The organism is Roseomonas sp. WA12, from assembly GCF_054165765.1.
This window is the reverse complement of sequence record NZ_CM135108.1, coordinates 4,195,830-4,222,728: the sequence shown is the minus strand read 5'-3', so window position 1 is coordinate 4,222,728 and position 26,899 is coordinate 4,195,830. Positions and strand designations below refer to the sequence as shown.

25 protein-coding genes are annotated in these 26,899 nt (G+C 71.8%); 10 read left to right on the top strand and 15 right to left on the bottom strand.

Translation table 11 applies throughout. The annotated features are described in order from the left end of the window. Position 1: 1 nt before the first annotated feature. Positions 2–955: a metallophosphoesterase gene (locus ACVBD7_RS19990; protein WP_458094995.1), complete on the bottom strand. Its 954-nt coding sequence runs from the start codon at positions 953–955 to the stop codon at positions 2–4. A gap of 254 nt (positions 956–1,209) precedes the next feature. Here ACVBD7_RS19990 and ACVBD7_RS19985 point away from each other — a divergent pair, with 254 nt between their 5' ends. From ACVBD7_RS19985 to ACVBD7_RS19975, 3 genes are all read left to right on the top strand, one after another. After that, positions 1,210–1,926, top strand: a complete 717-nt coding sequence (locus tag ACVBD7_RS19985) for a restriction endonuclease (RefSeq protein ID WP_458094994.1) — start codon at positions 1,210–1,212, stop codon at positions 1,924–1,926. Between the two features lie 394 nt (positions 1,927–2,320). Beyond that, a complete protein-coding gene (locus tag ACVBD7_RS19980; RefSeq protein WP_458094993.1) occupies positions 2,321–3,625 on the top strand; it encodes a M16 family metallopeptidase in 1,305 nt (434 codons plus the stop codon). Next, on the top strand, positions 3,622–4,971 hold the full coding sequence (locus ACVBD7_RS19975; RefSeq protein ID WP_458094992.1) for a TldD/PmbA family protein: 1,350 nt from the start codon (positions 3,622–3,624) through the stop codon (positions 4,969–4,971). The genes ACVBD7_RS19980 and ACVBD7_RS19975 overlap by 4 nt, the downstream gene beginning before the upstream one ends. Before the next feature lie 272 nt (positions 4,972–5,243). Here the strand turns inward: ACVBD7_RS19975 and ACVBD7_RS19970 are convergent, their stop codons facing one another. Continuing rightward, the gene (locus ACVBD7_RS19970; protein WP_458094991.1) at positions 5,244–6,167 is read right to left on the bottom strand and encodes a dihydrodipicolinate synthase family protein; all 924 of its coding nucleotides are present in this window, start codon (positions 6,165–6,167) and stop codon (positions 5,244–5,246) included. Between the two features lie 115 nt (positions 6,168–6,282). On the opposite strand from ACVBD7_RS19970, the gene ACVBD7_RS19965 reads away from it, so the two are divergent. The 4 genes from ACVBD7_RS19965 (at position 6,283) to ACVBD7_RS19950 (ending at position 9,948) form a co-directional block, all read left to right on the top strand. After that, a complete protein-coding gene (locus ACVBD7_RS19965) occupies positions 6,283–6,999 on the top strand; it encodes a FadR/GntR family transcriptional regulator (RefSeq protein ID WP_458094990.1) in 717 nt (238 codons plus the stop codon). Positions 7,000–7,058: 59 nt separating this feature from the next. Continuing rightward, the gene (locus tag ACVBD7_RS19960) at positions 7,059–7,682 is read left to right on the top strand and encodes a glutathione S-transferase family protein (protein ID WP_458094989.1); all 624 of its coding nucleotides are present in this window, start codon (positions 7,059–7,061) and stop codon (positions 7,680–7,682) included. A 98-nt stretch (positions 7,683–7,780) separates the two neighbouring features. Beyond that, positions 7,781–8,803: a Tim44 domain-containing protein gene (locus ACVBD7_RS19955; RefSeq protein ID WP_458094988.1), complete on the top strand. Its 1,023-nt coding sequence runs from the start codon at positions 7,781–7,783 to the stop codon at positions 8,801–8,803. A gap of 146 nt (positions 8,804–8,949) precedes the next feature. Continuing rightward, entirely contained in the window at positions 8,950–9,948 is a 999-nt protein-coding gene (locus tag ACVBD7_RS19950) for a Bug family tripartite tricarboxylate transporter substrate binding protein (RefSeq protein WP_458094987.1), read from the top strand. 631 nt (positions 9,949–10,579) lie between these two features. Here the strand turns inward: ACVBD7_RS19950 and ACVBD7_RS19945 are convergent. The 11 genes from ACVBD7_RS19945 to ACVBD7_RS19895 form a co-directional block, all read right to left on the bottom strand. Beyond that, positions 10,580–11,116, bottom strand: a complete 537-nt coding sequence (locus tag ACVBD7_RS19945; RefSeq protein WP_458094986.1) for an NUDIX domain-containing protein — start codon at positions 11,114–11,116, stop codon at positions 10,580–10,582. Next, entirely contained in the window at positions 11,113–11,826 is a 714-nt protein-coding gene (fabG, locus tag ACVBD7_RS19940) for a 3-oxoacyl-ACP reductase FabG (RefSeq protein ID WP_458094985.1), read from the bottom strand. The genes ACVBD7_RS19945 and fabG overlap by 4 nt, the downstream gene beginning before the upstream one ends. A 70-nt stretch (positions 11,827–11,896) precedes the next feature. After that, on the bottom strand, positions 11,897–12,316 hold the full coding sequence (locus ACVBD7_RS19935; protein ID WP_458094984.1) for a hypothetical protein: 420 nt from the start codon (positions 12,314–12,316) through the stop codon (positions 11,897–11,899). A gap of 76 nt (positions 12,317–12,392) precedes the next feature. After that, positions 12,393–13,175, bottom strand: coding sequence for a beta-ketoacyl synthase chain length factor (locus tag ACVBD7_RS19930; protein WP_458094983.1), 783 nt, complete (start codon positions 13,173–13,175; stop codon positions 12,393–12,395). A 19-nt stretch (positions 13,176–13,194) separates the two neighbouring features. Then, the gene (locus tag ACVBD7_RS19925) at positions 13,195–14,376 is read right to left on the bottom strand and encodes a beta-ketoacyl-ACP synthase (RefSeq protein WP_458094982.1); all 1,182 of its coding nucleotides are present in this window, start codon (positions 14,374–14,376) and stop codon (positions 13,195–13,197) included. A 286-nt stretch (positions 14,377–14,662) separates the two neighbouring features. Then, positions 14,663–17,029, bottom strand: a complete 2,367-nt coding sequence (locus ACVBD7_RS19920; protein ID WP_458094981.1) for an MMPL family transporter — start codon at positions 17,027–17,029, stop codon at positions 14,663–14,665. Positions 17,030–17,181: 152 nt separating this feature from the next. After that, positions 17,182–18,684 (bottom strand): LpxL/LpxP family acyltransferase, encoded by a 1,503-nt coding sequence (locus ACVBD7_RS19915; protein ID WP_458094980.1) that lies wholly within the window; start codon positions 18,682–18,684, stop codon positions 17,182–17,184. Positions 18,685–18,790: 106 nt separating this feature from the next. Then, a complete protein-coding gene (locus ACVBD7_RS19910; protein WP_458094979.1) occupies positions 18,791–19,078 on the bottom strand; it encodes a hypothetical protein in 288 nt (95 codons plus the stop codon). Next, positions 19,075–20,397 (bottom strand): AMP-binding protein, encoded by a 1,323-nt coding sequence (locus ACVBD7_RS19905; RefSeq protein WP_458094978.1) that lies wholly within the window; start codon positions 20,395–20,397, stop codon positions 19,075–19,077. The genes ACVBD7_RS19910 and ACVBD7_RS19905 overlap by 4 nt, the downstream gene beginning before the upstream one ends. Then, the gene (locus ACVBD7_RS19900; protein WP_458094977.1) at positions 20,390–20,878 is read right to left on the bottom strand and encodes a hypothetical protein; all 489 of its coding nucleotides are present in this window, start codon (positions 20,876–20,878) and stop codon (positions 20,390–20,392) included. The genes ACVBD7_RS19905 and ACVBD7_RS19900 overlap by 8 nt, the downstream gene beginning before the upstream one ends. Before the next feature lies 1 nt (position 20,879). Beyond that, entirely contained in the window at positions 20,880–21,155 is a 276-nt protein-coding gene (locus tag ACVBD7_RS19895) for a phosphopantetheine-binding protein (RefSeq protein ID WP_458094976.1), read from the bottom strand. Between the two features lie 79 nt (positions 21,156–21,234). Between ACVBD7_RS19895 and ACVBD7_RS19890 the strand changes: the two genes are divergently transcribed. Both ACVBD7_RS19890 and ACVBD7_RS19885 read left to right on the top strand, forming a co-directional pair. After that, the gene (locus ACVBD7_RS19890; protein ID WP_458094975.1) at positions 21,235–22,239 is read left to right on the top strand and encodes a polysaccharide deacetylase family protein; all 1,005 of its coding nucleotides are present in this window, start codon (positions 21,235–21,237) and stop codon (positions 22,237–22,239) included. A 95-nt stretch (positions 22,240–22,334) separates the two neighbouring features. Then, positions 22,335–23,387: a Bug family tripartite tricarboxylate transporter substrate binding protein gene (locus tag ACVBD7_RS19885; protein ID WP_458094974.1), complete on the top strand. Its 1,053-nt coding sequence runs from the start codon at positions 22,335–22,337 to the stop codon at positions 23,385–23,387. A gap of 30 nt (positions 23,388–23,417) precedes the next feature. Here ACVBD7_RS19885 and ACVBD7_RS19880 read toward each other — a convergent pair whose 3' ends face one another. Beyond that, complete coding sequence (locus tag ACVBD7_RS19880; protein WP_458094973.1) at positions 23,418–24,407, bottom strand: Gfo/Idh/MocA family protein; 990 nt, start codon at positions 24,405–24,407, stop codon at positions 23,418–23,420. A 307-nt stretch (positions 24,408–24,714) separates the two neighbouring features. Continuing rightward, entirely contained in the window at positions 24,715–25,551 is an 837-nt protein-coding gene (locus ACVBD7_RS19875; protein ID WP_458094972.1) for a helix-turn-helix domain-containing protein, read from the bottom strand. Between the two features lie 53 nt (positions 25,552–25,604). Between ACVBD7_RS19875 and ACVBD7_RS19870 the strand changes: the two genes are divergently transcribed. Continuing rightward, positions 25,605–26,861 (top strand): MFS transporter, encoded by a 1,257-nt coding sequence (locus tag ACVBD7_RS19870; RefSeq protein WP_458094971.1) that lies wholly within the window; start codon positions 25,605–25,607, stop codon positions 26,859–26,861. Positions 26,862–26,899 lie beyond the last annotated feature (38 nt).

Genomic DNA, 26,899 nt, shown 5'->3' with positions numbered 1-26,899 from the left:
GCTACGCCCGCAGCGCCATCACCCGGTTCTCCTCCCGCCCGAAGCCCTGCACCTCGATCCGGTCCGCATGCACGGACAGGATCGAGTAGGCCGTCGTCGTCGGCGTATCCACCATCCCCTTGAAGTTCAGGAAGTGCAGCCCGTCGCGCTCGCCGTAATTGCCGGCGTGATTGTGCCCGTTGAAATAGGCGACGACATGACGCTGCGAGGCTAGCAGCGCGACGATCCGCTCCGCATCCCACATGTTGTGCATGTTCGCCGGAAACACGGGGTAGTGATTCATCACGATCACCCGCTCCCCCGCATCCCGCGCCCGCTGCAACACCGCCTCCAGCCACTGGAACTGCGCATCGCCGAGCGACCCGTTCCAGCCTTGCGCATTCTCCGCCCCCGCATCCTTCAGCGTCTGCAGCCGCTGCGCCGCCAGCACCCGGCGCGCATCGCCGGCGGGCGGCGCGAACAGCGACACGTCATTCCCGTCCAGCACCACGAAACGGAACCCGCCACCCGCGAAGTCGTAATAGGCCCGCGGCATCCCCACCGTCCGCACCACCGAATGCAGGCTCTCGCGCCCCACCTCGAAGTCGTGGTTCCCGAACAGGAAGAACCGCTCGTGGCGCAGCGTGTCGTAGAGCGGCAGGATATGCGCGAAGCTCTCGAACCCGCGGTCGATGATGTCGCCCAGCGTCACCACGAAGCGCAGATCCGCTTCCGCGTTCAGCGTCGCGATCGCCTCCTGCATCTTCCACAGGCTGTTCGCGTAATACCGCCCCGTCGCCAGGTTCGGCGGCACCGGCGCGTATTGCGGGTCCGCGATCACCCCGAAGCGGAACAGCGGCGCCCCCGGCGCGGCACCCTGGGCGCCACCCTGGGCGCCACCCTGGGCGGCAGCAAACCCCGGAAACTGCGCCACCAGCGCGGCGGCACCCACAGAAAGCACGGATCGGCGGTTCATCACGGCGGCACTCCCGACATCAGCGCCGCACCCTACCCACCCCCCATCATGCCCCCATGACACCCCGATGACCGCCCGAAGACGCTTCCACCACCCAAACCGCTGATTTCTCACGCCCAACTTACCGCACGATGTTGAAGTATCCTGTGAAGAACGGCACCTAATGACTCTGTCAGCCCCGCCTGCGCCGAGTCGCAAGCCCCTGACAGGCCGCCCGGCGGCCCGCCGGAGACGTCAAGCCGGCCGGAGGGGTCATGGGAACGGGGCTCCTGCTCGCCGCGCTCGCGCTCCTCGCCCTCGCCGCCCTCCTCATCCTCGCCCACGGCACCGCGCCCGCCCCCACCCCCGCGAAGCCGGTAAAACCCGCCAAACCCGCGCCACCCACCATCACCCCGCGCGAATTCGAGCAGCACTGCGCCGATGCCCTCGCCGCCCGCGGCTGGTCCGTCACCCTCGGCCGCGGCTCCGCCGACCAGGGCGTCGACGTCTTCGCCCGCAAGGGCGGGCGCTCCGTCGTGCTGCAGTGCAAGCTCTACACCCGCCCCGTCGGCAACAAGGCCGTGCAGGAAGCCCTCGCCGGCCGCGGCTACGCGGGCGCGGACGGCGCCGCCGTCGTCTCCAACGCCCCCTACACCCCCGCCGCCCACGCCCTCGCCGCCCGTGTCGGCGTCCTCCTCCTCCACACTGCCGACCTCGCCCGCGCCGACACCCTCTTCCAGTTCCCCGCCACCCCGCCGCCCAGCGCCGAACCCACCCGCGCCCGCCGAGCCCCATCCCGCCGCGCCCGCACCTGGCGCCTGCGCCTGCCACGCCCCACCTGGGCCCTCCCCGCCCTCGCCCTCGCCGCCCTCATCCTCCTCGTCCCCCGCCTCGCCCCCAACCCGCCGGAGCGCCGTCAGGTCGCCAGCCCCAGCCTCCCGCTTCCGCCCCCCAGCCCGCCGCAGCCACCCCGCCGGGCGTCGCCCGCCTAGCCCCTGGGAAGGCGCCGCCGGCCTGCGGCGTTCGAGGCAGTGCCTCGAACCCCAGACCCATCCGCCAGGAGCCTGGTTGGACCTATAGGTCCAACCCTGGACCTGCATCGGGCTGCCGCGGCACGGCGATCAAAGGCGCCCTGAAAACAGATCACTCGGCGGCACGGACCGCGCTGCCCCACGCCGAGGGTCCTGGACCCTCGGCGCCCGCCACAGCCCCGCATTCCGCGGCAGCCCTGAAAAAGAAGATGATGGGAGGTTCCAAGGAGGGGAGAATTCCTTCTCCCCTCCTTGGGGCCACAAGGCGCCACACCCCTCAACCTCGCGCCAACCCACCGGACACCCTACATTCACACCCAGAACAGCCCCCGCTCCCGGAAGCCGCCGAACCCGCATGACCGAACACACCCTCGCCGCCGCCACCGACCCCGCGCTCGGCGGCAGCATCCGCCTCACCCGGCTCGACAACGGCCTCACCATCGTCTCCGACACCATGTCCCGCGTGGAGACCGCCTCCATCGGCGCCTATGTCCACACCGGCACGCGCGACGAGACGGCCGAGGAGAACGGCGTCTCCCACTTCCTCGAGCACATGGCCTTCAAGGGTACCGAGAAGCGGGACGCCCAGGCCATCGCGCGCGAGATCGAGGCGGTCGGCGGCCACCTCAACGCCTACACGGCGCGCGAGACGACGGCCTACTACGCCAAGGTCCTGAAGGAGGACCTGCCCCTGGCCGCCGACATCCTTGGCGACATCCTCACCCATTCCACCTTCATCCCCGAGGAGGTGGAGCGCGAGCGCGGCGTGATCCTGCAGGAGATCGGCCAGGCCAACGACACGCCTGACGACATCGTCTTCGACCACTTCCAGGAAACCGCCTACGCGCAGCAGCCCATGGGCCGCCCCACCCTGGGCCCGGCCGAGATCATCGAGAAGCTGCCGCGCGACGTGCTGACCAACTACATGCGCCGCCATTACGGCCCGTCCCGCATGGTCGTCGCCGCAGCCGGCGCCGTGGACCACGACGCGCTGGTCGAGCTGACGAAGCAGCACTTCGCCGACCTGCCCATCACCCACCAGCACGAGGCCGAACCCGCCCGCTACACCGGCGGCGAGTTCCGCGAGGAGCGCGACCTCGACCAGGTCCACCTCCTCCTCGGCTTCCCCGGCCCCGCCTATGGCGACCCCATGCACTACCCGACGATGCTGCTCTCCACGATCCTCGGCGGCGGCATGTCCTCCCGCCTGTTCCAGGAAATCCGTGAGCGCCGCGGCCTCGTCTACTCGGTCTACTCCTTCCACTCCCCGTACCGGGACCACGGCCTGTTCACCATCTACGCCGGCACCGGCGAGGAGCAGGCGGCCGAACTCATGCCCGCCACGCTGAACGAGCTCCGCCGCGTCCAGCACGACGTGACCGAGGAAGAACTCGCCCGCGCCAAGGCCCAGCTCCGCGCCAGCGTCCTCATGTCGCTCGAATCCACCGGCTCGCGCTGCGAACAGCTCGCCCGCCAGCTGCAGGTCCACGGCCGCATCATCCCGGTCGAGGAAACCAAGGCGAAGATCGCTGCCGTCACCGTGGAGCAGATCCAGCAGGCCGCCACCCGCGCCTTCCGCGCGTCGCCGACGCTCGCCGCCCTCGGCCCCGCCGGCCGCGTGCCCCACCTGCCGGAAGTGATCGAGTCCCTCGCCGCATGAGCGACACGCTGACGAAAGCGGATCCCCGCGAAACCCTCGCCACCCTCGTCGCCGCGGCACGCGCGGCGGGGGCGGACGCCGCCGACGCCATGCTCGCCGCCGACGCCTCCCTCTCCGTCCAGCTCCGCCTGGGCGAGGTGGAGAATGTCGAGCGCGCCGAGGGCTTCGACATCGGCCTCCGCGTCTTCCTCGGAAACCGCCAGGCCATCGTCTCCACCACGGACGCCGACCCGCGCGGCTTCGCGCAACTCGCCGAACGCGCCGTCGCCATGGCCCGCGCCGTGCCGGAAGACCCCTACGGCTCGCTCCCCGATCGCATCCCCGCCCTGGCCGGCCTCCCTCTCGACATGGAGGACCCGACAGAGCCCGACGTGGCGTTCCTCACCGACCGCGCCCGCCGCGCCGAGGACACCGCCCGCGCCATCCCCGGCGTCACCAACTCCGAAGGGGCGGATGCCGGCTGGAGCCGCACGGTGATCGCGCTCGCCGCCTCCAACGGCTTCACCGGCACCTACGCGCGCACCGGCCACAGCCTTTCCGTCACCGCCGTCGCCGGCCAGGGCACCGGCATGGAGCGCGACTACGACTACAGCAGCGCCACTCACCTTGCGGACCTGGACGACCCCGAAACCCTCGGCCGCAACGCCGCCGAGCGCGCCGTCCGCCGCCTGAACCCCATCCGCCCCGCCACGGCCCGCCTGCCCGTCCTCTACGACCCGCGCGTGGCGGTCTCCATCCTCGGCCACCTCACCGCGGCCGCCAACGGCGCCGCCGTCGCCCGCGGCACCAGCTTCCTGCGCGAGAACATGGGCCAGCGCATCCTCGCCCCCGGCCTGACGGTGCGCGACGACCCCACCCGCCCCCGCGGCCTCCGCTCCCGCCCCTTCGACGCCGAGGGCATGCCCACCGCCCCCCTCGCCCTCGTCGAGGACGGCGTGCTGCAGCACTGGCTGCTCGACTGGCGCTCCGCCCGCCAACTGGGCATGGCCTCCAACGGCCGCGCCTCCCGCGCCGTCGGCGGCCCGCCCTCCCCCTCCACCACCAATCTCTGGCTTGAACCCGGCACGCTCACGCCCGAAGCCCTGATGGCCGACATCACCGAAGGCCTCTACGTCACCGAGATGATCGGCAGCAGCATCAACGCGCTGACCGGCGACTACAGCCGCGGCGCCTCCGGCTACATGATCCGCAACGGCGCCCTCGCCGAAGCCTTCTCCGGCGTCACCCTCGCCGGCAACCTGCGCGAGATGTTCCTGCACATCACGCCCGCGAACGACCTCCGCTTCAAGCGCGGCACCGACAGCCCCACGTTGCGGATCGATGGCCTGACGATGGCGGGCGCATAAGGAAAGGCCGGGGAGAAGGAATTCTCCCCGGACCCCTCATCTTCTTCTTCAAGGCTGCCGCGGAATGCGGACCAGGGGTCTCGCCGAGGGTCTAAGACCCTCGGCGCACCACAGGTTCAGCAAGCGCCGCAAAGACCCTCATCCAAACAGCCCCCACCGCATCTGCGGCAGCCCCCTGCAGGTCCAGGGTTGGACCTATAGGTCCAACCAGCCTCCTGGCGGATGGGCCGGGGAAGGCAGCGCCTTCCCAGGGGCCACAAGCGAAACCCCGATCAGGCCGCCTTCCGCCCCGTCAGGCCCCACTCCGCCAGCCGCTGCTCCAGCAGCGACTGCTGCCGCTCCGTCAGCGGCCAGGCGCCGGGCGGACGCACATGCCCGCAATCATTCCCCATCAGCTTCAGCGCCGCCTTCACCACGGAAACATTCGTCCCGTTCCCCTCTTCGGCGCGCAGCTCCTCGAAGGTGCTCATCGTGCCGATCAGGGCGTTGGCCTTGGCGTAGTCGCCCGCCGCCAGCGCCGAATGGATGGCCACCGAATGCTCCGGCCACACATTGATCAGCCCGGAGGTGAAGCCCCGCGCACCAACGGCCGTCAGCGGCGGCGCCCACACCTCGGCCAGCCCACCCACCCACACGGTCTTCGGGTCAGCGCGGCGAATGGCCTCCGCCAGCTTCAGCGGCTCCGGCGTCGCCCACTTCACGCCCGCCACGCCGGGAATGGCGCAGAGCTTCTCGATCGCATCCAGCCCGATGCCGGCATTGCGCAGATACAGCACGAGAGGCAGCCCATCCCCCGCCTCGGCCACCCGCTGCACATAGGCCACCACCCCGCGCGGCGCGACGAAGGGGTCCGGCGGCTGGTGCACCATCAGCGCTGCGGCGCCGGCCTTCTTCGAAGCGCGCGCCAGCGCCACCGCATCCCCGATGCTGCGCCCCACGCCGCCGATCAGCGGCACGCGCCCATCGATCAGCTCGGCCGCCGCATGCACCATCGCCTCGGCTTCCGCGGTGGTCAGCCCGTAGAACTCGCCCGTGTTGCCGTTGGCGGTCAGGATATGCACCCCGGCCTTCACGGCCCGGTCGATCACCGGACGCAGGAGCTGCGGCGCGATCTGGTCATTCCCGTCGAAGGGCGTGACGAGAATGCCGGAAATGCCGGGCAGCGCGCCCAGGACATCGGGATGGGGTGCGGGCATGTCTCGCCTCCAGGTCTTCGTAGCGGGCGGGGGTTCCGTCGCGGCCCGGAACCTGACAAATTCCCTTCCAACCTGTCAACCTGTAAGACAGGTGCGTTCGTCAGCGGAGGGCAGCATGGCCAGTCTCAAGCTCGTCCCCGGGCGAAAGGAAAGGCTGGGCGACCAGCTCTACGGCCAGATCCTCGAGGGCATCGTGTCCGGCACTTACCGGGAGGGCGACAAGCTCCCTTCGGAAAGCCAGATCTGCCAGGCCTTCCAGGTCTCCCGCCCCACCGTGCGGCAGGCGCTGATGCGGCTGCACGCCGATGGGCTGGTCGCCACCCGCCAGGGCTCCGGCACCTTCGTGCAGCACCGCCCCTCCGGCCACCTCACCCGCCTCGCCCCGGTCTCCGACATCGCCGGCATCCTGCGCTGCATGGAGGTCCGCATAGCGCTCGAAGACCGCGCCGCCGCGCTCGCCGCCGAGCGCCGCACCGGCCCGGACCTCGACCGCATCGAGAAGGCCCTGCAGGCCCTCCGCACCAGCCTGGAAGCCGGCGCGGTCCCCGTGCAGGCCGATTACGATTTCCACCGCGCCGTCGCCGCCGCAAGCGGCAATGCACTCTTCGCCGAAGTGCTGGAGATGCTGAACGAGACCATCCACCAGTCCATGACGGTCGCACTCGGCATCACCCATACCGGCTCGAAGGAACGCGCCCGCCGCGTGGTCGAGGAGCACGAGGCCATCGCCGAGGCCATCCGCCGCGGCGATGCCGAAGGCGCGGGCCTGGCCATGCGCTACCACCTCCACCGCGCCCGCCAGCGCGTGACGGACGGCCAGAGAGACGTGTGATCGGGACGTGTGACGCCACCCGTGCTACTGCCGCTTCCACCAATCCGGAGGAGAGGCGAATGGCCCTGAAGATCTACGGCGTCCTGCGCTCGCGTGCGACGCGCCCCGTCTGGGCCGCCATGGAGCTCGGCCTCCCCTTCGAGCGCATCCCCGTCATCCAGGCCTATCGCCTGACGGACCCCGCAGCCGCCGACGCCCCCCTCAACACCGCCTCCCCGGAATTCCTGGCCATCAACCCCAACGGCCTGATCCCGACGGTGGAGGATGACGGCTTCATCCTGCATGAATCCCTCGCCACCACCCTCTATCTTGCCCGCAAGACCGACAGCGCCATCGGCCCGCGCGACGCGCGTGAGGAAGGGCTGACCGCCATGTGGTCCCTCTGGGTCCGCGGCATCGAGGACGACTGCCTCGCCATCGTCCAGAAGAAGGACGCGAAGGCCGCCGCCGCCCGCCTTCGCGCCCCCTTTGCCGTGCTGGACGCCGCGCTCGCGGAAAACGGCCACCCCGTCGGCGGCCGCTTCACGGTCACCGACATCAACCTCGCCGAGGTCCTCCGCTACGCCCAGCCCGATGCCTCGCTGTTCGAGGCCGCGCCCCACATCCAGGGCTGGATCACCGCTTGCCAGGCCCGCCCGGCCTATCGCGCAATGATGGCGGAACGGAACGCCGAGCCGGCCTGAAAAAGAACCTGCGCCCTGGGCGGCTTCCCCCGGTGAAACCGGCCGCCTTTCCACTATATTACATCCCTGACAGAAACCTCTTCGGGAGAATTCGTCCCATGCGCCGCCGCGCCCGTCTTCTGGCCGCCTTCGCCACCCTGGCGCTCGCCCTCGGCCCCGCCATTGCCGAAGCCCGCCCGGGCGGCGGCTTCTCCTCGGGCAGCCGGGGCGGACGCAGCTACAGCGCGCCGCCCGCCACCCGCACGGCGCCGGGCACCGCCAGCCCCTTCAACCGGAGCGAGGCACCCCGCACGGCCCCCGGCACGGCCGCGCCCGGCTATGCCCCGCGCCCCGCGCCCTCCTACACCACCCCCGGCCGGGGCGGCATCTTCGGCGGCGGCTTCATGTCCGGAATGATGGGCGGCCTGCTCGGCGCCGGCCTCATCGGCATGCTCTTCGGCGGCGGTGCTTTCGGCGGCATGTCCGGCGGCGCGGGCTTCCTCGGCCTGCTGCTGCAGCTCGCCCTCATCGGCGGCATCGTCTGGCTGGTGATGCGCGTCCTGCGCAGCCGCCGCGAAGCTGCCATGGGCGCGCCCGGGATGGGTATGGGCATGGCCGGCGCAGGCCCCGGCCCGCGCACCCTGCCCGGCGCTCCCGGCGCCATGGCGCGCACCATGCAGGACAGCGGCAACCCCGCTGCCCGCGGCCCCGCCGGCATCGCGCCCGCCGCCTCCCGCCCCGTGGAGGTGACCGAAACCGACTTCGCCGCCTTTGAGCGCTCGCTCGTCGGCATCAACGAGGCCTGGTCGCGCGGCGATGTCGCCGGCCTCCGCCGCCTCGCCACGCCGGAGATGGCCAACTACTTCGCATCCGATCTGCGCGACCTCTCCGCCCGCGGCTGGCGCAACGAGACCCGCGACGTGAAGCTCGAGGCCGGTGATCTCTCCGAGGCCTGGGCCGAGGACGGGATGGAATACGCCACCGTCGCCATGCGCTTCAGCCTGGTCGACGTCACCCGCGACACCGCCGGCCAGGTGGTCGAGGGCGACCCCACCGCCCGCCAGACCGTGACCGAGGTGTGGACCTTCGTCCGCCGCCCGCGCGAGGCGTGGCTGCTCTCCGCGGTCCAGCAGGTCGGCTGACCGCAACACCCGCTGAACGAGAAGGGCCGGATCCCGCAGGGGATCCGGCCCTTCTCATGTCCGGATTCCGCCGTGGCCCGGTCCCGCCCCGCCCCGATCTGCCCTAAACTCCCGCGAAACGAACCTATCCCCGGCGAGGAAACCGCATGACCCGTCCCACCCCCCTCATCGCCCGGCGCGCCCTCCTCGCCGCCACCGCCTTCGGCACCGCCGCCACTTCCGCGCGCGCCCAAGCCCCGGCCGAACCCTGGCCCACCCGCCCCGTCCGTCTCGTCGTCCCCTTCCCGCCCGGCAGCACGCCGGACACCGCCGCCCGCGCCCTCGTTCCGCGCTTCACCGAGGTCTTCGGCCAGCCCTTCGTGGTGGACAACCGCCCCGGCGCTGGCGGCAATCTCGGCACCGACACCGTCGCCAAGGCGCGGGACGGCCACACCATCGGCGTCAGCATCAACGGCCCTCTGGTCACCGCCCAGGCCCTCTTCCCCCGCCTGCCCTACGACGCGGCCACCGACCTCGCGCTCCTTTCCCAGCTCGTCCAGGGCGCGCAGTTGCTGGTGGTCCACCCCTCCGTCCCCGCGCAGGACCTCGCCGGCCTCGTCGCCCATGCCAAGGCCAATCCCGGCGCCCTCTCCTATGGCTCCGTCGGCCCCGGCTCGGCCGGCCACCTGGCGATGGAGGAGATCAAGGCCCGCCTCGGCATCGACCTCGTCCACGTCCCCTATCGCGGCTTCCCCGAGGCCACGCTGGACCTCGTCGCCGGCCGTATCCAGGCGATGATCGTCATCGCCGCCGGCGTCCTGCCCCAGGTGACGGACGGCAAGATCCGCGCCCTCGCCGTGACGGCCGAAACCCGCCTCGCCCGCCTGCCCGACACCCCCACCCTCGCCGAAGCCGGCCTGCCCGACGCCAGCAGCTACGCCTGGATCGGCCTCATCGCCCCCGCCGCCACCCCGCCCACCATCGCCACCCGCCTCGCCACCGAAGCCCGCGCCGCGCTCGAGGAACCCCGCATCCGCACCGTGCTGGAGACCGCCGGCTTCGAGGTCGTCGCCTCTGACCCCACCACCTTCACCCGCTTCGCCGCCAGCGAACGCACCCGCTGGAACGGGTTGATCCAGCGCCTGGGTGTCACCGCAGAGGGCTAGCGACAGCCCCAAGGGGCAGAAGGAATTCTCCCCCTTGGATCCCCCTCATCTTCTTTTCTAAGGCTGCTGCAGCATGTGCGGTCGGAACTTCGCAGGACCGCGAACGGCAAGGGGAATGTTGTGAGGCCAATCAGCACTCGTAGAGGTGTGGCCCGATCCGTATCACCGGCCCAGACCCTTTGACTGTTTTGGTTTATTGGTAGGTAATGAAACGAATAACCTCGCGGCAGGCAGTCACCTCAATGTCAGCCGTGGGATAGTCACCTGAGCTCGGCCAGAGTGACCCGCGCCAGACCGGTGCACGGTACCAGTATGACCACGTTGATACTCCGTAACCCCGCATCGACAAGCGCCCGGCACTCTGCAGCTCGTTGAAGAAACTGGCCATATATAACCGATCTGACGGCCAATACTCTCTCACGAACTTAAGGACCTCATCCCAACTCCGCAGGCCGTTGGAAGCACACTCCGCTGGCGTGATGCGGTGACAGATCACTGCACCGAAGACCAAAACCGAAAGGGTAATGGACCGATACCTCAACACCAGCCTCTTGGATCTGGATTAGGGAGAGCTTTCATCCGACTGCACTTGGCCCCCTCCTCACGAGTCGAAGCGCAGGGATCGCACCTCCTAAATCAGCCCCTTCAACCGCAGCAACCCGAACGCCGCGATGCTCATCGCATCCGCGATCGCCCCCTCCCGCAACAGCCCCTCCAACTCCGCCACCGAAACCTCCCGGCACACTAGGTCCTGCTCCGTCGCCTCCCGCGCCGTCTCCCCGCGCGTCAGCTCCGTCGCCAGGAACACATGCCCGCGCTGATTGCAGTACCCCGCGCCCTGGAACATCTCCCCGGCATAGGTCATCCGCCCGGCAATCAGCCCCGTCTCTTCGCGCAACTCCCCCGCCGCGATCAGCCCAGGGTCCGTGCCGGGCCGCGTCTCCCACATGCCCATCACGAACTCCAGCATCCTTCGCTGCACGGGGTAGCGGAACTGCTCCACCAGCGTCACCCGCCCGTCCTGCACCGGCACGACGACGACGAAGTCTGACCGCTCGACAACACCGTACAACCCCTCCGACCCGTCCTCGCGCCGGATGATGTCCTCGCGCACCCGCGTCCACGGATTCTCATACGCAACCCGCGTCGATACCGTCTCGATCGTCACGCCATGCCCCCGTTGATGGAAACCACCTGCCCGGTGATGTAGCCCGCCCGATCGGAAGCCAGAAACGCCACCAACTCGGCCACCTCCTCCGGCTTCCCCGCCCGCCGCGCCGGCACCATCGCCCGGATCTGCTCCGCCGAAATCGCGGCCACCGCCGGGCTCTCGATCACCCCCGGCGCCACCGCATTTGCCGTCACCCCACGAGACGCGCACTCCATGGAAAGCGACTTCACCGCCCCATGCAGCCCCGCCTTCGCCGCCGCATAATTCGCCTGCCCGCGATTCCCCATCACGCCAGACACCGACGAAATCGCGATGATCCGCCCCCGCCGCGTCCCGATCATCGGCAGCAGCAACGGCCGCACAAGATGAAAGAACCCGTTCAGCGACACATCCACCACCGAATGCCACTGCGCCGCCGACATCCCCGCCATCGGCGCATCGTCATGCGTCCCCGCATTATGCACCACCACCTGCACCGCACCGCCCTCCAGCACGCGCTGCAATGCCACATCACACGCCGCCGCATCCGTCAGGTCGAACACCACGGCCTCAGCACTGCCGCCCGCCGCGACAATCTCCGCCGCCACCGCGCGCGCCCGCTCCGGATTGCCGCTCCCATGCACGATCACATGCAGCCCATCCCGCGCCAGCGCGCGTGAGATCGCGGCCCCGATCGGGCTCGCCCCACCACTGACAATCGCGCGCATCAAGGCAAGCAAGGCCGGGGGAGAGAACTCCCCCAGACCCCCTCCTTCCTCTGATCCATGGCGCCGGGCATCAAACGTCCTCCGGGATAATGATGGCAGCCTGCCCCGACAGCAGCTCAACGCCATCCGCCAGCACGCGAAACGCGTAAACGAACCCGCGCGCCGCGCGCGACAAGGCCCGCGCCTCCACGCGCAACTCCCCCGCAACATCGTCCAACCGCGCAACATGCATCGCAACACCCCGCAGGCTCGCCAGATACCCCGCAGCCTGCGCCGCACCGTCGCCCGTCAACGCCCCATGCGCCGCCATCGCCTGCAACGCGTACTCAACCCCGCACACCGCCGGCAGCATCCCGTCCCGCCGCAACGGATTCCCGAAGTCCCGATGCGACACCGCCGCACAAACAATCGCGTCGTCATCATGCGCGACAACACGCGAGAGCAACCGCATCGCCCCCCCATGCGGCACGACAGGCGTCACAGCGGCCACATTCCACGACAATCCCAAAAGAGGCCCGGGGACCAGTAGTCCCCGGCGGGGGTGCAGGGGGCAGCGCCCCCTGCGATCAACACGGCTCCACCCCCAGAACCACCGCCCCACCATCCACCAACGGCAACCCCACCCGCGCCGCCCGCCCCGCCGCCAGCGCCTGCAACAACGGCAAGGCCCGCGCCGCCGGATTCCCGGCCATCAACGCGCCGAACGCCCCCGCCGAAGCCGCCTCCGCCCGCTCCGCCATCTCGACGGAAAGCACCACCCGCGCCGCATCCTCCAGCGGCACCAGCACAAGCGCCGCCCCGAACACCACATCGGTGAACCGCCGCGAGTCCAATGGCGCAATCAACGGCGCGTCGTAGCAGCAGAACAGCACCGGCACCCCGCGCCCCACCACCGCCGCCACCGCCTGCATCAACCCGGTCGCGAAGCTGTCGTCATGCCCGCCCAGGCTGACCGAGGCCCGCATCGACCCCACGGCAATGCCCCAGTACCCCGCCGCCGCATTGTGCACGGAGTTGTGGAACTGCGTTGGCGAAATCGCCCCACCCGGCGTCGCCAACGCCTCCAGGATGGACCCCACAACAGCCCCGTCCCCATTGGACGAAGCGAACACCGTCTCCAGCGTCTCCGGCGCCATCCCCGAATCCGCGGCCGCCTCTGCGGCCACTGCCAGCGCCAGCCGCACGGCCGCACTCGTCCGCCGCCGCTCCGTCGGCGGCAGCACCGCGGGCGGCGGCAGGCTCACCGGCCCCGGCTCCCACGCCGCTTCCCCCGTCAGCACCGCCCGACCCGCCGCCCAGCCGGCCAGCCCGGGCCCGAGCAGCCCAACCCCCGCAATCCCGCAGCGCATGATGCTCAGGCCCGCCCGATCACGAGCGCCCGATCACGAGAGCCAAATTGCTGCCCCCGAAGCCGAAGGAATTGCTCAACACCCGCTGCACCGGCCGCGCCCGGTTTTGGGTGGCCACATCCACCCCGAACCCCGGATCGGGCGTCTCCACGCCCAGGCACCCCGGCACCAGCCCATCCGCCACGCAGATCGCCGCGATCACCGCCTCCAGCGCGCCCGAAGCCCCCAGCGTATGCCCCGTCCACCCCTTGGTGGAGGAACACGGCACCCGGTCCCCGAACACCGCCCGCACGGCATTCCCCTCCATCGCGTCATTCGCCCGCGTGCCGGTGCCGTGCAGGTTGATGTAATCCACCTCCACGCCCCCCGCCGCCTCCAGCGCCGCCCGGATCGCCGCCACCGCTCCCAGCCCATCCGGATGCGGGGAGGACATGTGGTGCCCATCCGCGCTCGCTCCCGCGCCCAGCAGGGCCACCGTCCCCTCCGGCGCATCCTCCGCCCGCACCAGCAGCGCGAACCCCGCCGCCTCCCCGATCGAGATCCCGTCCCGATCCGCAGCACAGGGCCGGCACGCCCCCTTGGACAGCAGCTCCAGCGAGTTGAACCCGTGCAGCGTCATCCGGCACAGCGTATCGACGCCACCCACCACCACCGCGTCGCACAGCCCCGCCGCGATCATCGACTGCGCCTCGAGGAAACACCGCGCCCCCGAGGTGCAGGCCGTCGAAACCGCCACCGCCGGCCCCCGCAGCCCCAGCCGCGCCCGCACGTACCGCGGCAGCGCGTACAGATCATGCGTGTGCGTGAAGTCGAACCCCGCCGGCAGCACGCCATCCCCATCCCGCGCCGCATAAGCCGCCTCGGTCTCCGCGATGCCGGACGTGCTCGTCCCCAGCACCACGCCCACCCGCGCCGCGCCATACCGCGCCGCCGCCTCCGCCACCGCCTCCACGAACCCGTCCTGCCGCAACCCCAGCTCCGCCAGCCGATGGTTGCGGCAGTCATACCGCCCCAACCCCTCCGGCAGCGTCACCCCATCCAGCCCCGCCACGCGCCCGACCCAGACCCCCTCCGGCATCCCAGGCAGATCACACGGCGCCAACCCGCCCCGCCGCGCATGCAACGCCGCCCGTGTCTCCGCCACTCCCGTGCCCATGGCACTGGTGGCGGTAAAGGCGGTCATCGCGAGGGTGGGAAGCATGGAGGGCATCTGGCCGCTGTATCGCATCGCGCAACGCCGATGTGCAGCGGGAATGACACAGGAATCGCCGCAAACCCCTGGCCTGCGCGGGCTGCCCCCGGAAGGCGCCGCCTCCCGGACCCTCCGCCGGGAAGGCACCGGCCTCCGCGGACCCCGCGTCAAGTTTTCACGGGAACAGTGTCTACAGACAGCGCCGCAGGCCAAAGCCCCGGCCACCCAAACAGCCATGTCCCTCGCCTGAGGTCGTGGACCTCAGGCGCACCAACAGACGGAAGGTCCAGGGAACTCAGTTCCCTGGCGGATGGGTCTGGGAAGGCAGAGCCTTCCCAGGGGCCACCCCCGGCGCCATCAGCAGCGCCAACCCGAACGCCGCCGCCACCCCCACCGAAACCGTCACCCCGATCCCCCGCAGCACCGGCGTCTCGCACAGCGCCAGCATCCCAAAGGTCAGCAGCGTCGTCACCGTGCAGGTCAGCACCGCCGCCATCACCCGCCCCGCCTCCTCGGCGTCCCGCCCGGGCGTTCCATGAACCGGCCGCGCGAGGAACAGCGCGTAATCCAGCCCCACCCCCGCCATCAGCAGCAACGCGGCCAGGTGGAACGGCGTCAGCCGCGCCCCCATCGCCGAGAGCACCGCCAGCACCACCACCACCGCCCCCGCGATCGGCGCCACACGCCACAGCGCGGCCCGCAGCCCGCCCAGCCCCACACCCAGCAGCACCAGCACGCCAACCGCCCCCACCCCGCACCAAGCGAGCGCCCCGCGCGTGGTCGCCGCGATCATCCCCTCCGTCTCGCCCTTCACGTCCACGAACAGCACGCCCGCCTCGCCGAGCCCCCGCACCGCCGCCCGCACCGCCTCCACGTCCCGCACGCCCGAAACCAGCCCCAGCCCCCGCCAGCCCTCTCCATGCCGCGCCAGCATCGGCGACAGCCGCGTCGAGATCAGCGGCGCCCCCGCCATGGCGGCCGAATCCAGCGGCGCCAGCCCTCGGCTCTCCTCCACCCCGGCCAGGAAGGACGCGAAAGCTCCGGCCCGGAAGGGCAGCCCCTGCATCGCCTCCGCCAGCCGCGCCTCCAGCACCGCCGGGTCCGGCAACCCCGCCTGCCGCGCCGCCTGGGTGGCCCGGCTCGGCAGATACCGGCTCGGCAGGTCCAGCCCGCCCAACCGCCCATCCGCCAGCAGCGGCGCCAAGGCCCCCGCCACCCGCTCGGAGGCCAGCAGAACCGCCTCCTCGCTCGCCCCGCGCAGCGCCACCAGGTGTCGCACATCCGGCGCCCCCAGTTGCCCGCGCAACTCGGTATCCAGGTTCCGCTCCACCTCCGGCACCGGGCTCAGCCGCGCGATGTCATCCTCCCAGCGCGGAGGCCCCGCCAGCACCATCCACCCCAGCGCCAACCCGACCACCCCCGCCGCCACCAGGGGCCGCCCGGCCACACGCCCCAACCCCCGCAGCACCGTCCCCGGCAGGGGCCGCGCCACAACCTCCCCCCGCACCAGCGCCGGCAGCCCCCAGCGCGTCACCGCCGCCCCCGCCAGCAACCCCGCCGCCCCGAACAACCCCAGCTGCGCCAGCCCCGGAAAGCCGGACGCCATCATCGCCACCAGCCCCAGCGCCGCCGCCCCCGCCGCCAGCCGCAGGGTCGGCCAGATCCGCCGCGCCGCCTCCTCCAAGGCCTCCCCGGGCCGACGCCCCGTCAGCAGCAGGATCGGGTAGTCCACCGCCACCCCCAGCATCGTCACCCCGAAGCCCAGCGCCGCCCCCTGCACCCGCCCGAACACCAGCGCCACGGCCAAGGCCCCCGCCAGCGTCCCCGCCAGCAACGGCACCCCCGCCACCAGCAACACTGTCACCGACCGGTACCGCCACAGCAGGAACCCCAGCAGCAGCGCGCCCGACAGCACCGAGACCCGCTCCACATCCGCCTTCACCGCCGCCGCCGCACTCGCCGCGAACACCCCCGGCCCCGAGAGCAGCAGCCGCGCCCCCCTGGGCTCCGCCACCTCGAAGGCCGCCCGCACCGCCTCCGCCGCCAACCGCTGCCCCTCGGTATCCGTCCCCAGCGCCCGGCTCCGCGCCACCATCAACGCCCGCGGCGGCCCCTCACCGCCCGCGAACCAGGCCCCCTGCCGCACCTGCACCGAGCTCCCGCCCAGCCACCCTTTCAGCGTCCCAAGAAACACCCCCGTCGGATCCGCGAACCCCAGCCGCGAGAACATTCCGGACATCGAGGACCGCAGCCCGTCCAGCACCTCCTCCAGCCCCCGGCGCAGCCCCGCCACCTCAAACCGCCCTTCGGAAGCGCCAAGCAGGTACCGGTACCGGAACAGCAACACCTGCTCCGGCTCCGTCAGATCCGCCGTTCCGTTCCCCACGAAGGCGAACCGCCCGCTCCCCCGCATCGCCTCGCCCATCACCCGCGAAACCCGCGCCAGCTCCCCCTCCTCGGCCCCTTCCAGCCCGACAAGAAGCAAGGTCGTCGCCGCCCCTTCCCGCAACTCGTCCAGCAGAAACCCCGCCTCCGGCGTCGCCGCCGGCGGCAGGAAATCCGCCATGTCCGTGCGAATCTCGATGGCGCGGAACAGCAGCACGCCCAGGACGGCCAGAACCAGCAAGGCAAGGGCAGGACGCGCGGCGGGAAAACGGGTCATGGGTCAGCAAGGCCGGGGGAGTGAATTCCCCCAGACCCCCTCCTTCTTTTGAGGTGAAGCGCTGGCGCGCCAGCGAGAACGGCGCACCTGGAAAACTCGAAAAAGAAGATGAGGGGTCCGGGGAGAATTCCTTCTCCCCGGCCTTCCTTTCTTCAAGGCCGCGGCGAAATCCGCATCACCGAGGACTCATTCCCCACCGTCTCGAACCGGGTGATCGCTCCCCCCGCCCCGCGGATCTCCACCCGCTGCACCACCGCCCGCACCCGCACCGAGAGCGGATCGAGCCGGATGGTCCACCCCGCCAGGGCCCCCTCGAAGCCCACGGTGTAATGCCGCCGCAGTTCCGCCAGATCCCCCGCCAGGGTGGAGCGGATCGCCTCCACCAGCGCCCGCACCTCCGGCGCCTGGCCCAGGTTCACCTCCTGCCGGTCCCGCCCTCGCTCATAGACCAGCCGCTCCCCCGAAACCGTCACCCGCTCGGAGAACGGCTCCACCACCCGCTTCTCCAGCGTGGACGGCGCCTGCCACAGCAAGGTCCCCCGGCTCGACAGCGTATCCGCCAGCCCGGCGATGGACTTGCTCTCCTCGAACTCCGCCTCGCTCCGCTGCACCGCCTTCAGCGCCGCCATCACGGCTTCCACCCCGTCCGCCTGGGCCAGAGCCGGCATCGCGAGCAGCGGCAGCCCGAACACCGCCCGCCGCCCCACGCCGCGTACCGGCGCCGCGGCCGGAACCACGACCGGGGCCGGCGCCTCCACCACCCCCATCTCCTCCCAGAAGTCGTAGAAGTTGAACCAGTTCTCCGGATGCGCCCGCGCCACCTCTTCCAGCCGCGCGGCATAGGCCTGCGCACTCGCCCGCAGATCCTCCTCCCGGCTCCCCCGCCCCAGCACCACCCGGTCGGCAAAGGGCTCGAAGATGATCTCGTAGCGCCGCGGCCCCCGCCACACCCCGAAGGCCAGCATCACGGGCGCCCGCAGCACCGCCGCCAGGATATGCGGCCCCGCCGGAAACGGCGCCGTCGCCCCCAGGAAGGAAACCGGCACCACCCGGTCTTCCCCCACCGCCGGCCGCCGATCCGCGAGGATGCCCACCAGCCCACCCCGCTCCAGGCACTCCTTCGCCCGCAGCATCGAATCCGGCTGCCCCAGCGGCACCACCATCTCGGCCTTCTCGGGCGAAAGCGCCGCGAACACCGCATTCGCGAGCTTCGCATTGGCCTCGTACATGAAGGCCATCACCTCCACCGGGCAGCCCCCATCCGCCAGCGCCCGCATGGCCGTGAAGCTGCCCAGATGCGCCCCCAGCAGCACGCAGCCCCGCCCCTCCGCGATCCGCGCGTCCAGCGCCTCCAGCCCGGACACGGTGATCTCGAACCGCGCCGTATCACCGCGCAGCAGGTAAACCCGGTCCAGCATCGTCGCCGCGAAGGCGAAATACTGCCGCCACTCGTCCCGCCAGCCCGGCGCCCGCCCCAGCGCCCGCGCCTGGAACCGCCGCACCGCCTCCCGCTGCCGCGCTGGCGCGGACAGCATGAAATACGCCGTCACCGGATAGAGTAGCGCGTAGGAAAACCCCCACCCCGCCCGCCGCGCGATCCAGGCCATCAGCCGCAAGGCCGCCCCGCCGCGCTCGCGCTCCTTGAGCCAGCTCATCGGGCAAAGGCCGAGGAGCCGCGGACCAACGGCCAACGCGCCCCAGAAAACACACCAAGAAAAGGAGGGGGACCGGGGGAGTTCACTCCCCCGGCCTTACGGCGCTTCATTCGAACTCCCCCCGAAACGCCACCACCCCATCCACCGTCCCGCTGAACGCCACCCGCCCCGCCGCCACCCGCCGCAGCGACACCACAACCTCCTGCCCCGGCCCGACCGGTGCCAGGAACTTCGCGGAGGGCAGCGAAACCACGCCCAGCCCCGCCGCCCGCGCCGCCTCCATCACCCCGTCCAGCAGCACCACGCCCGGCACCACCGGCCGCCCCGGGAAATGCCCGGGCAGGCAGGGATGCTCCGCCGGCACCGCGAACCGGCTCTCCCAGGCCTCGCTCACCGCGCGCCCCGCTCCGGCAAGGCATCCCGCAACGCCTCCAGGGAATGCCGCGTGATCTTGCCCACCGCATTGCGCGGCAAACGCTCCACCAGCACCACCGGCCGCGGCAGGAACACCGCCTCCACCCGCTCCCGCAGCGCGGAAGCGATCTCCGCAGCCGTCCGCCCGGGCGCCACGACGTAAGCCGCTAGCCGCGCGGAGGGATTCCGCTCCAGATCCTCCGGCGCCAGGAACACCCCGTCCTCCACGCCATCCACCTCGGTCAGCACCCGGTTCAGCCAGGCCAGAGACGCCCGCTTCCCCCCGCGCTTCACCACATCCCCGCGCCGCCCGATCAGCCGGAACCGCCCATCCGCCTCGAGCGAGATCAGATCCGCCAGCGGCACCGCCGCTTCCAGCCCGGGCACCACGGCCTCGAAGGCATCGCCCTCGCCCCGCAGCGCCACCCCGTCATACAGGGTCCACCTCTCGCCCCCGACCGTCCGCCGGCTGGCGATGGACCCCATCTCGGTCGCGCCATAGATCTCCAGCACCGGAGCCCCGAGCACCGCCTCCGCCTCCGCCGCAAGATCAGGGGAAAGCGGCGCCGTCGCCGAGATGAAGGCCGACACCCCCGCCACCTCGCCCGCCACCAGCGCCCGCAGCTGCAACGGCGTGGTGACGACAACCCGCCGCCCCGGCGCCGCCGCCACGGCCTCCGCCACCTCCACCGGGTAGAAATGCGGTCCGGAATGGATGGCCACCGGCGCCTGCAGCGGCAGCATCATCGTCGTCTCGAAGCCGTACATGTGCTGCGCCGGCACCGTCCCGACCACCGTCGCATCGGCCGCCGGGTCATCCAGCCCGAAGCGCGCCGCCGCCGCCCGCGCGGCCGCGACAAGCGCCCCCCAGGGCTTGGCATGCGCCGCCGGCTCCCCCGTGCTGCCCGAGGTGAAGCCGATCGCCGCCACCTGCCCTTCCGGGATCTCGAAGCCGGCCCCCTCGCCCACCCCGAAGGACCCGGCCAGCACCGCCGGCACCACGGTCTCCACGGAATCCGCGATCGCATAGGTCCCCGGATACCGCCCCGCCAGCTCCCGCTGCCGATGCGCCGACCGATCCGCCGACAGCAACGTCACCTGCCCCCGCGCCAGCGCCGCCCCGAAAGCCACCAGCGCCAGGTACCGGTCCTCGCAGAGGTTCAGCGCCACGCCGTCCTCCGGCAACCGCGCCGCCAGAGCCCGCACATCCGCCAGGTACCGCCCCGCGGTCACCACGGTCGCGCCGCGCCGCGCCACCACGGCCCCCGGCGCCCGGTTCAGGAAGGAAAGGTCACGCATGGCCGGCCCGCTCCGCCCGGATGATGGCCCGCAGGGTCTGCGTCGGCCAAGCGATGCCTCCGGCTGGGAAGCGCAGGCTCCGCACCGCATGCTCGCCCAGGAACAGCCCCAGCAGCACCAGGTCGGGCACCCAGCCCGGCTCCACCCCGGCCGCGAAGCACCCCAGCTCCAGCACCGCCGCCATCCCCAGCACCACGGCCCAGAACAGCGTCAGCCCGCGCGCATACCCCGCGCATTCCTGGGAATCCCGCGTCTCGTCGAAGCGGGTGTAGCGCGCGATCAGCGGTTCCTGCCCGGCCCGCAGCGTGCGCGCGAAACTCCAGGCCATGCCCGCGCTGACAGCGGCCGGCATCAGCGCCCAGAAGGCCGCGATCGCCCGCCCCAGCCCCGCCGGCCAGGCCGCCTCCGGCACCGCCCAGACAAGCAGCAGCACGCCGCCAAGGACGGGCCGCCACATCGCCAACCCGCCCGAAAGCGGCATGTCAGCCCACCCGGTTCTTCTCGATATGCGCAGCAAGGCTGCGCAAGGAGGCGAAAATGCGCCCGTTCCGCTCGTCATCCGAGCGAAGCTGGAACCCATATTGGCGCGAGATCGCCAGCGCCATCTCCAGCGCGTCGATGCTGTCCAGTCCCAATCCCTCGCCGAACAGCGGCGCCTCCGGATCGATTTCCTCCGGCGCCACCTCCAACTGCAGCGCGCTGACAACCAGCGCCGCAACCTCCGCTTCCAACCCTGTCATCACGCCCGTCGCACTCACCCGTCGCGTCTCCACCCTGGTCGCGTCAGCCACGAGCGGATAAAGCACACAGAATGGTGAAGCGCCTCAAAAATCCGGAGTGAGCCCGCCACCGCCCCCTCGCGGCCCCGGCGAAAGCCCGCCCGCCACACGCGCCCTCCACCCGGCCACCCCGCACGGCTCCCTGCCATCCGCAGCCCCGAGCCACACCCCGGACCCGACCGGCCACTCCCAATGCGCCGCCGCGAACACCCGCGCCACGCCCGGCTGCCCCTTCGCCGCCCTTCCCGCCCGCCTCACCTTCACCGCGGATATTGAGCGCAGCCCCACGGACGTCACCGGCACCCGCCACCTCTCCGCCACCGAAGCCCTGCTGGACCTGCTGGACGAGAGCGGCGCCCGCGGCACCTTCTTCATCCTCGGCGAAGTCGCCGATGCCGACCCCGCCCTGGTGCGCCGCATCGCCGCCCGCGGCCACGAGATCGCCTCCCACAACCAGACCCACCGCCCCCTCGAGGCTCTCGGCCCGAAAACCCTGCAGGAGGAAGCCCACCGCGCCCGCGCCACCCTGCAGGACCTCTCCGGCCAGTCCGTCCCCGGCTTCCGCGCGCCCTACTTCTCCCTCACCCCCCGCACCCCCTGGGCGGCCGAAGCCCTGCTCGCCGCCGGCCACGCCTATTCCTCCTCTGTCCTCCCCGCCCGCGGCTTCCTGCACGGCCATCCCGGCGCGCCCCGCCGCCCCTTCGCCTGGCCCTGCGGCCTGCTCGAGCTCCCCGCCCCCATCGCCCGCCTCGGCCCGCTGCCCCTGCCCGCGCTGGGCGGCATGTATCTTCGCTACCTGCCGGGCTGGGACCTGCGCCGCATCCTCCCTGCCCTCGAAGGCCCCCTCGCCTGGACCTACTGCCACCCCTACGACATCGACAGCACCGAGCCCTTCCGCTGGTGCGGGGAACTCGGTCTCCTCAGCAGCGTCTTTCTCTGGGCCAACCGCGCCACGACGGCCGGCCGCCTCCGCGCCATGCTCCGCAGCCGCGTCTCCATCCCTCTCGGCGAGCGCCTCGGCGAGGCCCGCTCCCTCACCGGCGCAGCGCAAGCGGCCGAATAGCCACAGGCCACCGCAGCCCGCCCGGGCGGGTTGGAACGACCCACGGGCAACGGCGTTCCAGTCGCCGGGCCAGCCAGGCCACCAGGAACCATTCGATGCCCGTCGGCCCGTCTTTCCCCATCGCACGCCGCCAGGCAGCCCGAATCGCCCTCGGCGCAGCCGCCGCCACGACGCTCGGCGCCCTCCGCCCGGCCCAGGCCCAAGCTCAGGCCCAGCCCCAACCGATCGCCGGCGGCCGCCCCATCCGCCTCGTCGTCCCCTATCCGGCCGGCGGCGCCGTGGACCTGGTCGGACGCCTCTACTCCGAGCGCATGGAACCCCTCCTCGGCCAGCAGGTCGTGGTGGACAACCGCTCCGGCGGCGCCGGCATCGTCGGTGCCGAATACGTTGCCAAAGCCCGCCCGGACGGCACGACCCTCGGCGTGATCGGCATGACCACCCTCTGCGCCTACAAGACCCTCTACAGCCGCCTTCCCTTCGACCCTGACCGCGACTTCGCCCCCATCAGCCAGCTCAGCGCCGGCACCGTCGTCTGCGCCGTCAACAAGGCGGCCGCCGCCCGCCACGGCTGGACCGACTTCCGGTCCCTCATCAACTGGGCGCGCGAGAACCCCGAAGGCCTGCGCTACGGCACCGCCGGCATCGGCACCACCGCCCACCTCACCATGGCGGCCGTGCAGAAGGCCACGGGCATCAAGGCACTGCACGTCACCTATCGCGGCGCCGCCCCGGCAGTGACGGACCTGCAGTCCGGCACGATCGACATGATGTTCGAGCTGACCCCGGCCCTGATGCCGCTCATCGCCCAAGGCGAGGTCACCCCCCTGGCCGTGGGAAGCGGCCAGCGCGTCGCCCTGCTGCCCGCCATCCCCGGCATGTCCGAATTCGCCGATCTCGGCCTCGGCGCGCTCGACATCGGCGCCTGGGAAGCCCTGATGGCCCCGGCCGGCACCGCCCCCGAGCTGATCGCCCAGCTCCACGCCGCCGCCCTGCAGGCCGGCAAGGACACCCGCCTCGCCGAGCGCATGCGGGATGTCGGCTTCCTCGCAGAACCCTCCGCCTCCCCCCAGGCGCTGGCCGAGAAAATCCGCCACGAAACCCCGGTCTGGCGCCAGCTGGTCGAGGCCTCGGGCGCCAGGCTCGACTAACCCACGGCCGGGGGGGGCCTGCGCGCGCCCCTACCCCGCCGCCAGCACCGCCTCCACCACCTCCTGCACCTCCAGCGCCTCCCGCAGCGTCGCCAACCCGTGCGGCGCCCCCCGAGTCATCGCAGCCACCTTCTCCAACTGCCCGCGCAGCACCAGCGGCCGCATGCGCTCGTTCGGCAGCGCGTCCGCCGCCGTGGCCCAGCCAGCATCCCCTTCCGAACCGGCCCCCTCGCGCTCCGCGATCGACCAGTCCCGCAACCGGATCGCCCCCGCCGCCCCGCGCAGCGTCCAGCTGTTGGTGTCGTCCCGATCCGTCGTCCCCACGCCGCCGCGCAGCACCACGGGCACGCCCCCCGCCGTCAGCCGCGCCTCGATCGCCACCTCCGACGCATCGCCCCCCGGAAACCGCGCCCGCGTCTCCTGCAGCACCAGCGGCCCGAGCAGCCGCCGTGTCAGGAACAGGAAGTGCGACACCACCTCCCGCGTGAACCCGCCCTCCGCCCGGCGCGACAGCCAGCCCGACGCATCCACCTGCCAGGACCGCGGCCAGTTCGCGAAATCCACCGAGATCTCCAGCGCCTCCGCCCCGCCCACAGCCCCCGCGTCCCGCCATTCCCGCAGCTGCGCCACAGCAGGCGAGGACGCCATCGGGAAGTTCACCCCCGCCCGCGCCCCGGCCGCTTCAGCCCGCGCCACGAACCCCTGCGACGCCCCCACATCCGACGACAACGGCTTCTCCAGGAACACCGCCCGCCCCGCATCCAGCGCCGCCTGCGCCAGCGACAGATGCGCCGCCGGCGGCGTTGCCACATACAGGCAGTCGCACGCCGCAATCACCGCCGCCGCATCCCCCAGCATCGGCACATCAGGCGAGACCCCCGCCAGCCGCCCCGCCGCCTCCGCCGACGGATCCCAAGCCCCCGTCACCCGCACCGGCCCGCCCGCCTCGCCCAGCGCCGCCCGCAACAGACGCTCGCCCATGATGCCGAAGCCCACGATGCCCAGCCCGATCTGTTCCAACCCCGTCCACCCCTGTCTCGAATCGTGACGCCTCCGTCGCACGGGCGGCCCCCGGGAGGCCAGCCTCCCGGACCCTCCGCTGGGGAGGCAACGGCCTCCCCAGACCCCGCGAGAAGGCTGCCGCGGATTCGATGATCAAGGGATGGCGCCGCAGGCAAAAACCATCGGCCGCACACACCGCAAGACCAGTCGCCTGAGGTCATGGACCTCAGGCGCACCGCAAGCACAGCATCCCGCGGCAGCCAGATAGAAAAAGATGAGGGAGGGTCCGGGAGGGAGAATTCCTTCTCCCTCCTGGGGGCAACCCTCACCCCAGAGGCCGCGCCCCCGCCCGCGCCGGCGTCACCCCGAAGGCCGCCCGGAACGCCGCCCCGAAAGCCGGCGCCGACGCATATCCCACCGCCGCCCCCGCCCGCGCTGGTGGCACCCCCTGGGCCAGCAGCGCCGCCGCCTCCGCCAACCGCAGCCCCTGCCGCCACGCCCCGAAGGACAGCCCCGTCTCCGCCCGGAACAGCCGCGACAGGCTGCGCGGCGAGGCCCCGATCCGCCCCGCCCACTCCTCCAGCGACAGCGGCGAGGCCAAATCGGCCCGCAGCGCCGCCGCCAGCCGCGCCAGCCGCGGCTCGCGCGGCTCGGGCACGCCGAATGGAAGGCTCGGCGCCCGGCGGATCTCGTCCAGCACCAGCGCGGCCAGATGCCCGCCCCGCCCGTGCTCGTCCCATTCCAGCGGCTCCTCGCAGGCCGCGAGGATGAGGGCGTGCAGCAGGGGAGAGGTGGCCAGAACCGTCACCCCCTTCGGCCCCGCTTGCGCGGCATCCGCCCGCAGGAACAGCGCCCGCATCGCCACCGCACCGACGATCTGCACGGCATGCGGCTCGCCAGCCGGCACCCAAAGCGCCCGCCCGGCCGGCACCACGAAGCTTGCTTGGTCGGTCGTGATCCGCATCACCCCGCGCACCGCGTACAGCAACTGCACCCGGGCATGGCGGTGCCGGTCGGTCGCCTCGCCATCCCGGTAGTCGCGCTGGAAGGCTGCCAGCGGGCGATCCACCTCGTCCTGCGGCAGGGTCCGGCTCAGGATCAGATCCTGGCCGATCTTCTGGCCCACTCTCTGGCCCACTCTCTGGCCCATCTGCGACAGCATTTGGCCGAACATCTCCTCCCGGCCAGCGTAATCTCACTGCGAGGAGAACGTCCATGCCCCCCGCCCTGACCATGGCCCTTCCGCAGGACCCCGCTACCCGGCAGATCTGGCTGATCAACGCCGCCCACCTGCTCTGCCACTACACGCTGCTCATCCTGGCCACCGCCGTGCTCGGCATGGTGGCGCTGAACAGCAGCACCTTCGGCACGGAATACGGGCCGGTGCTGGCGCTCGGCACGGGCATGTTCGTTCTCTACGGCGCGGGCTCGCTGCCCACCGGCTGGCTGGCAGACAAGCTGGGCCGCCACACGCTGATGATCATCTTCTGCTTCGGCGTCGGCGCCGCGCTCGTGCTCGCCGGCTTCGTCTCCGGCCCCTGGGGCCTGGCCGTCGCGCTCGGCCTCGCCGGCCTGTTCAACGCAATCTATCACCCGATCGGCACCGCCATGCTGGTGGAAGCCGCCGGAGACCGCGTCGGTCGCGCCATGGGCAACAACGGCGTCTTCGGCAATCTCGGCGTCGCCTCCGCCCCGGTGCTCACCGCCCTCCTCGTCACCCAGGTCGGCTGGCGCTGGGCCTTCATCGTCCCGGGCCTCGCGGCGCTTGCGCTCGGCATCATGTGGCTGCGCGAACCACCGCTCGACGCCCATGGCCGCGCCGCCCAGGCCCGCCCCTTCCCGGTCATCCCCCGCCACATCGTGCGCCAAGCCGTGATCTCGCTGATGCTGATGGCCGTCGCCTCGGGCTTCGTCTTCAACGCCTTCACCCTGCTGCTGCCGAAGCTGATGCAGGAACGCATGGCCGACACGCCGGACCTCCTGCCCATGGTCGGCGCGCTCGCCTTCACCGCCACCCTCTTCGGCGGCCTCACCCAGTTCACAGTCGGCCGCATCATCGACCGCACGACGCTGAAGCGCGCCTTCCTGCCGCTCGCGCTCGCCCTCGTCCCCGCGCTCCTCGCGCTCTCCTTCCTCCGCGGCTGGGCCGTGCTGCCGGTGGCCGCCGTCGCCGCCGCCGCCCTCTTCGGCCAGGTGACGGTGAACGAGACGATGACGGCGCGCTACGTCGCCCCTGCCCTGCGCGCGAAGCTCTACGCCATCCGCTTCTTCGTCGGCTTCCTCGGCGCCGCCGCAGCCTCCCCGCTGATCGGCATCCTGCACGACACCTTCGGCGACCTCGGCGTTACGCTCGTCGTGCTCGGCGCCTTCGGCACCATCACCCTCGGCTGCGCCCTCTTCTTCCCCGACCGGCCCGAGGAACTGAAGCCCGAGCTCTGGTCCTCCGCCGCCGTGCCAGCCGCGGCGGAGTAGCGCAGGACCGGCGCCTGACGACTGGCCTCGCCATCGTT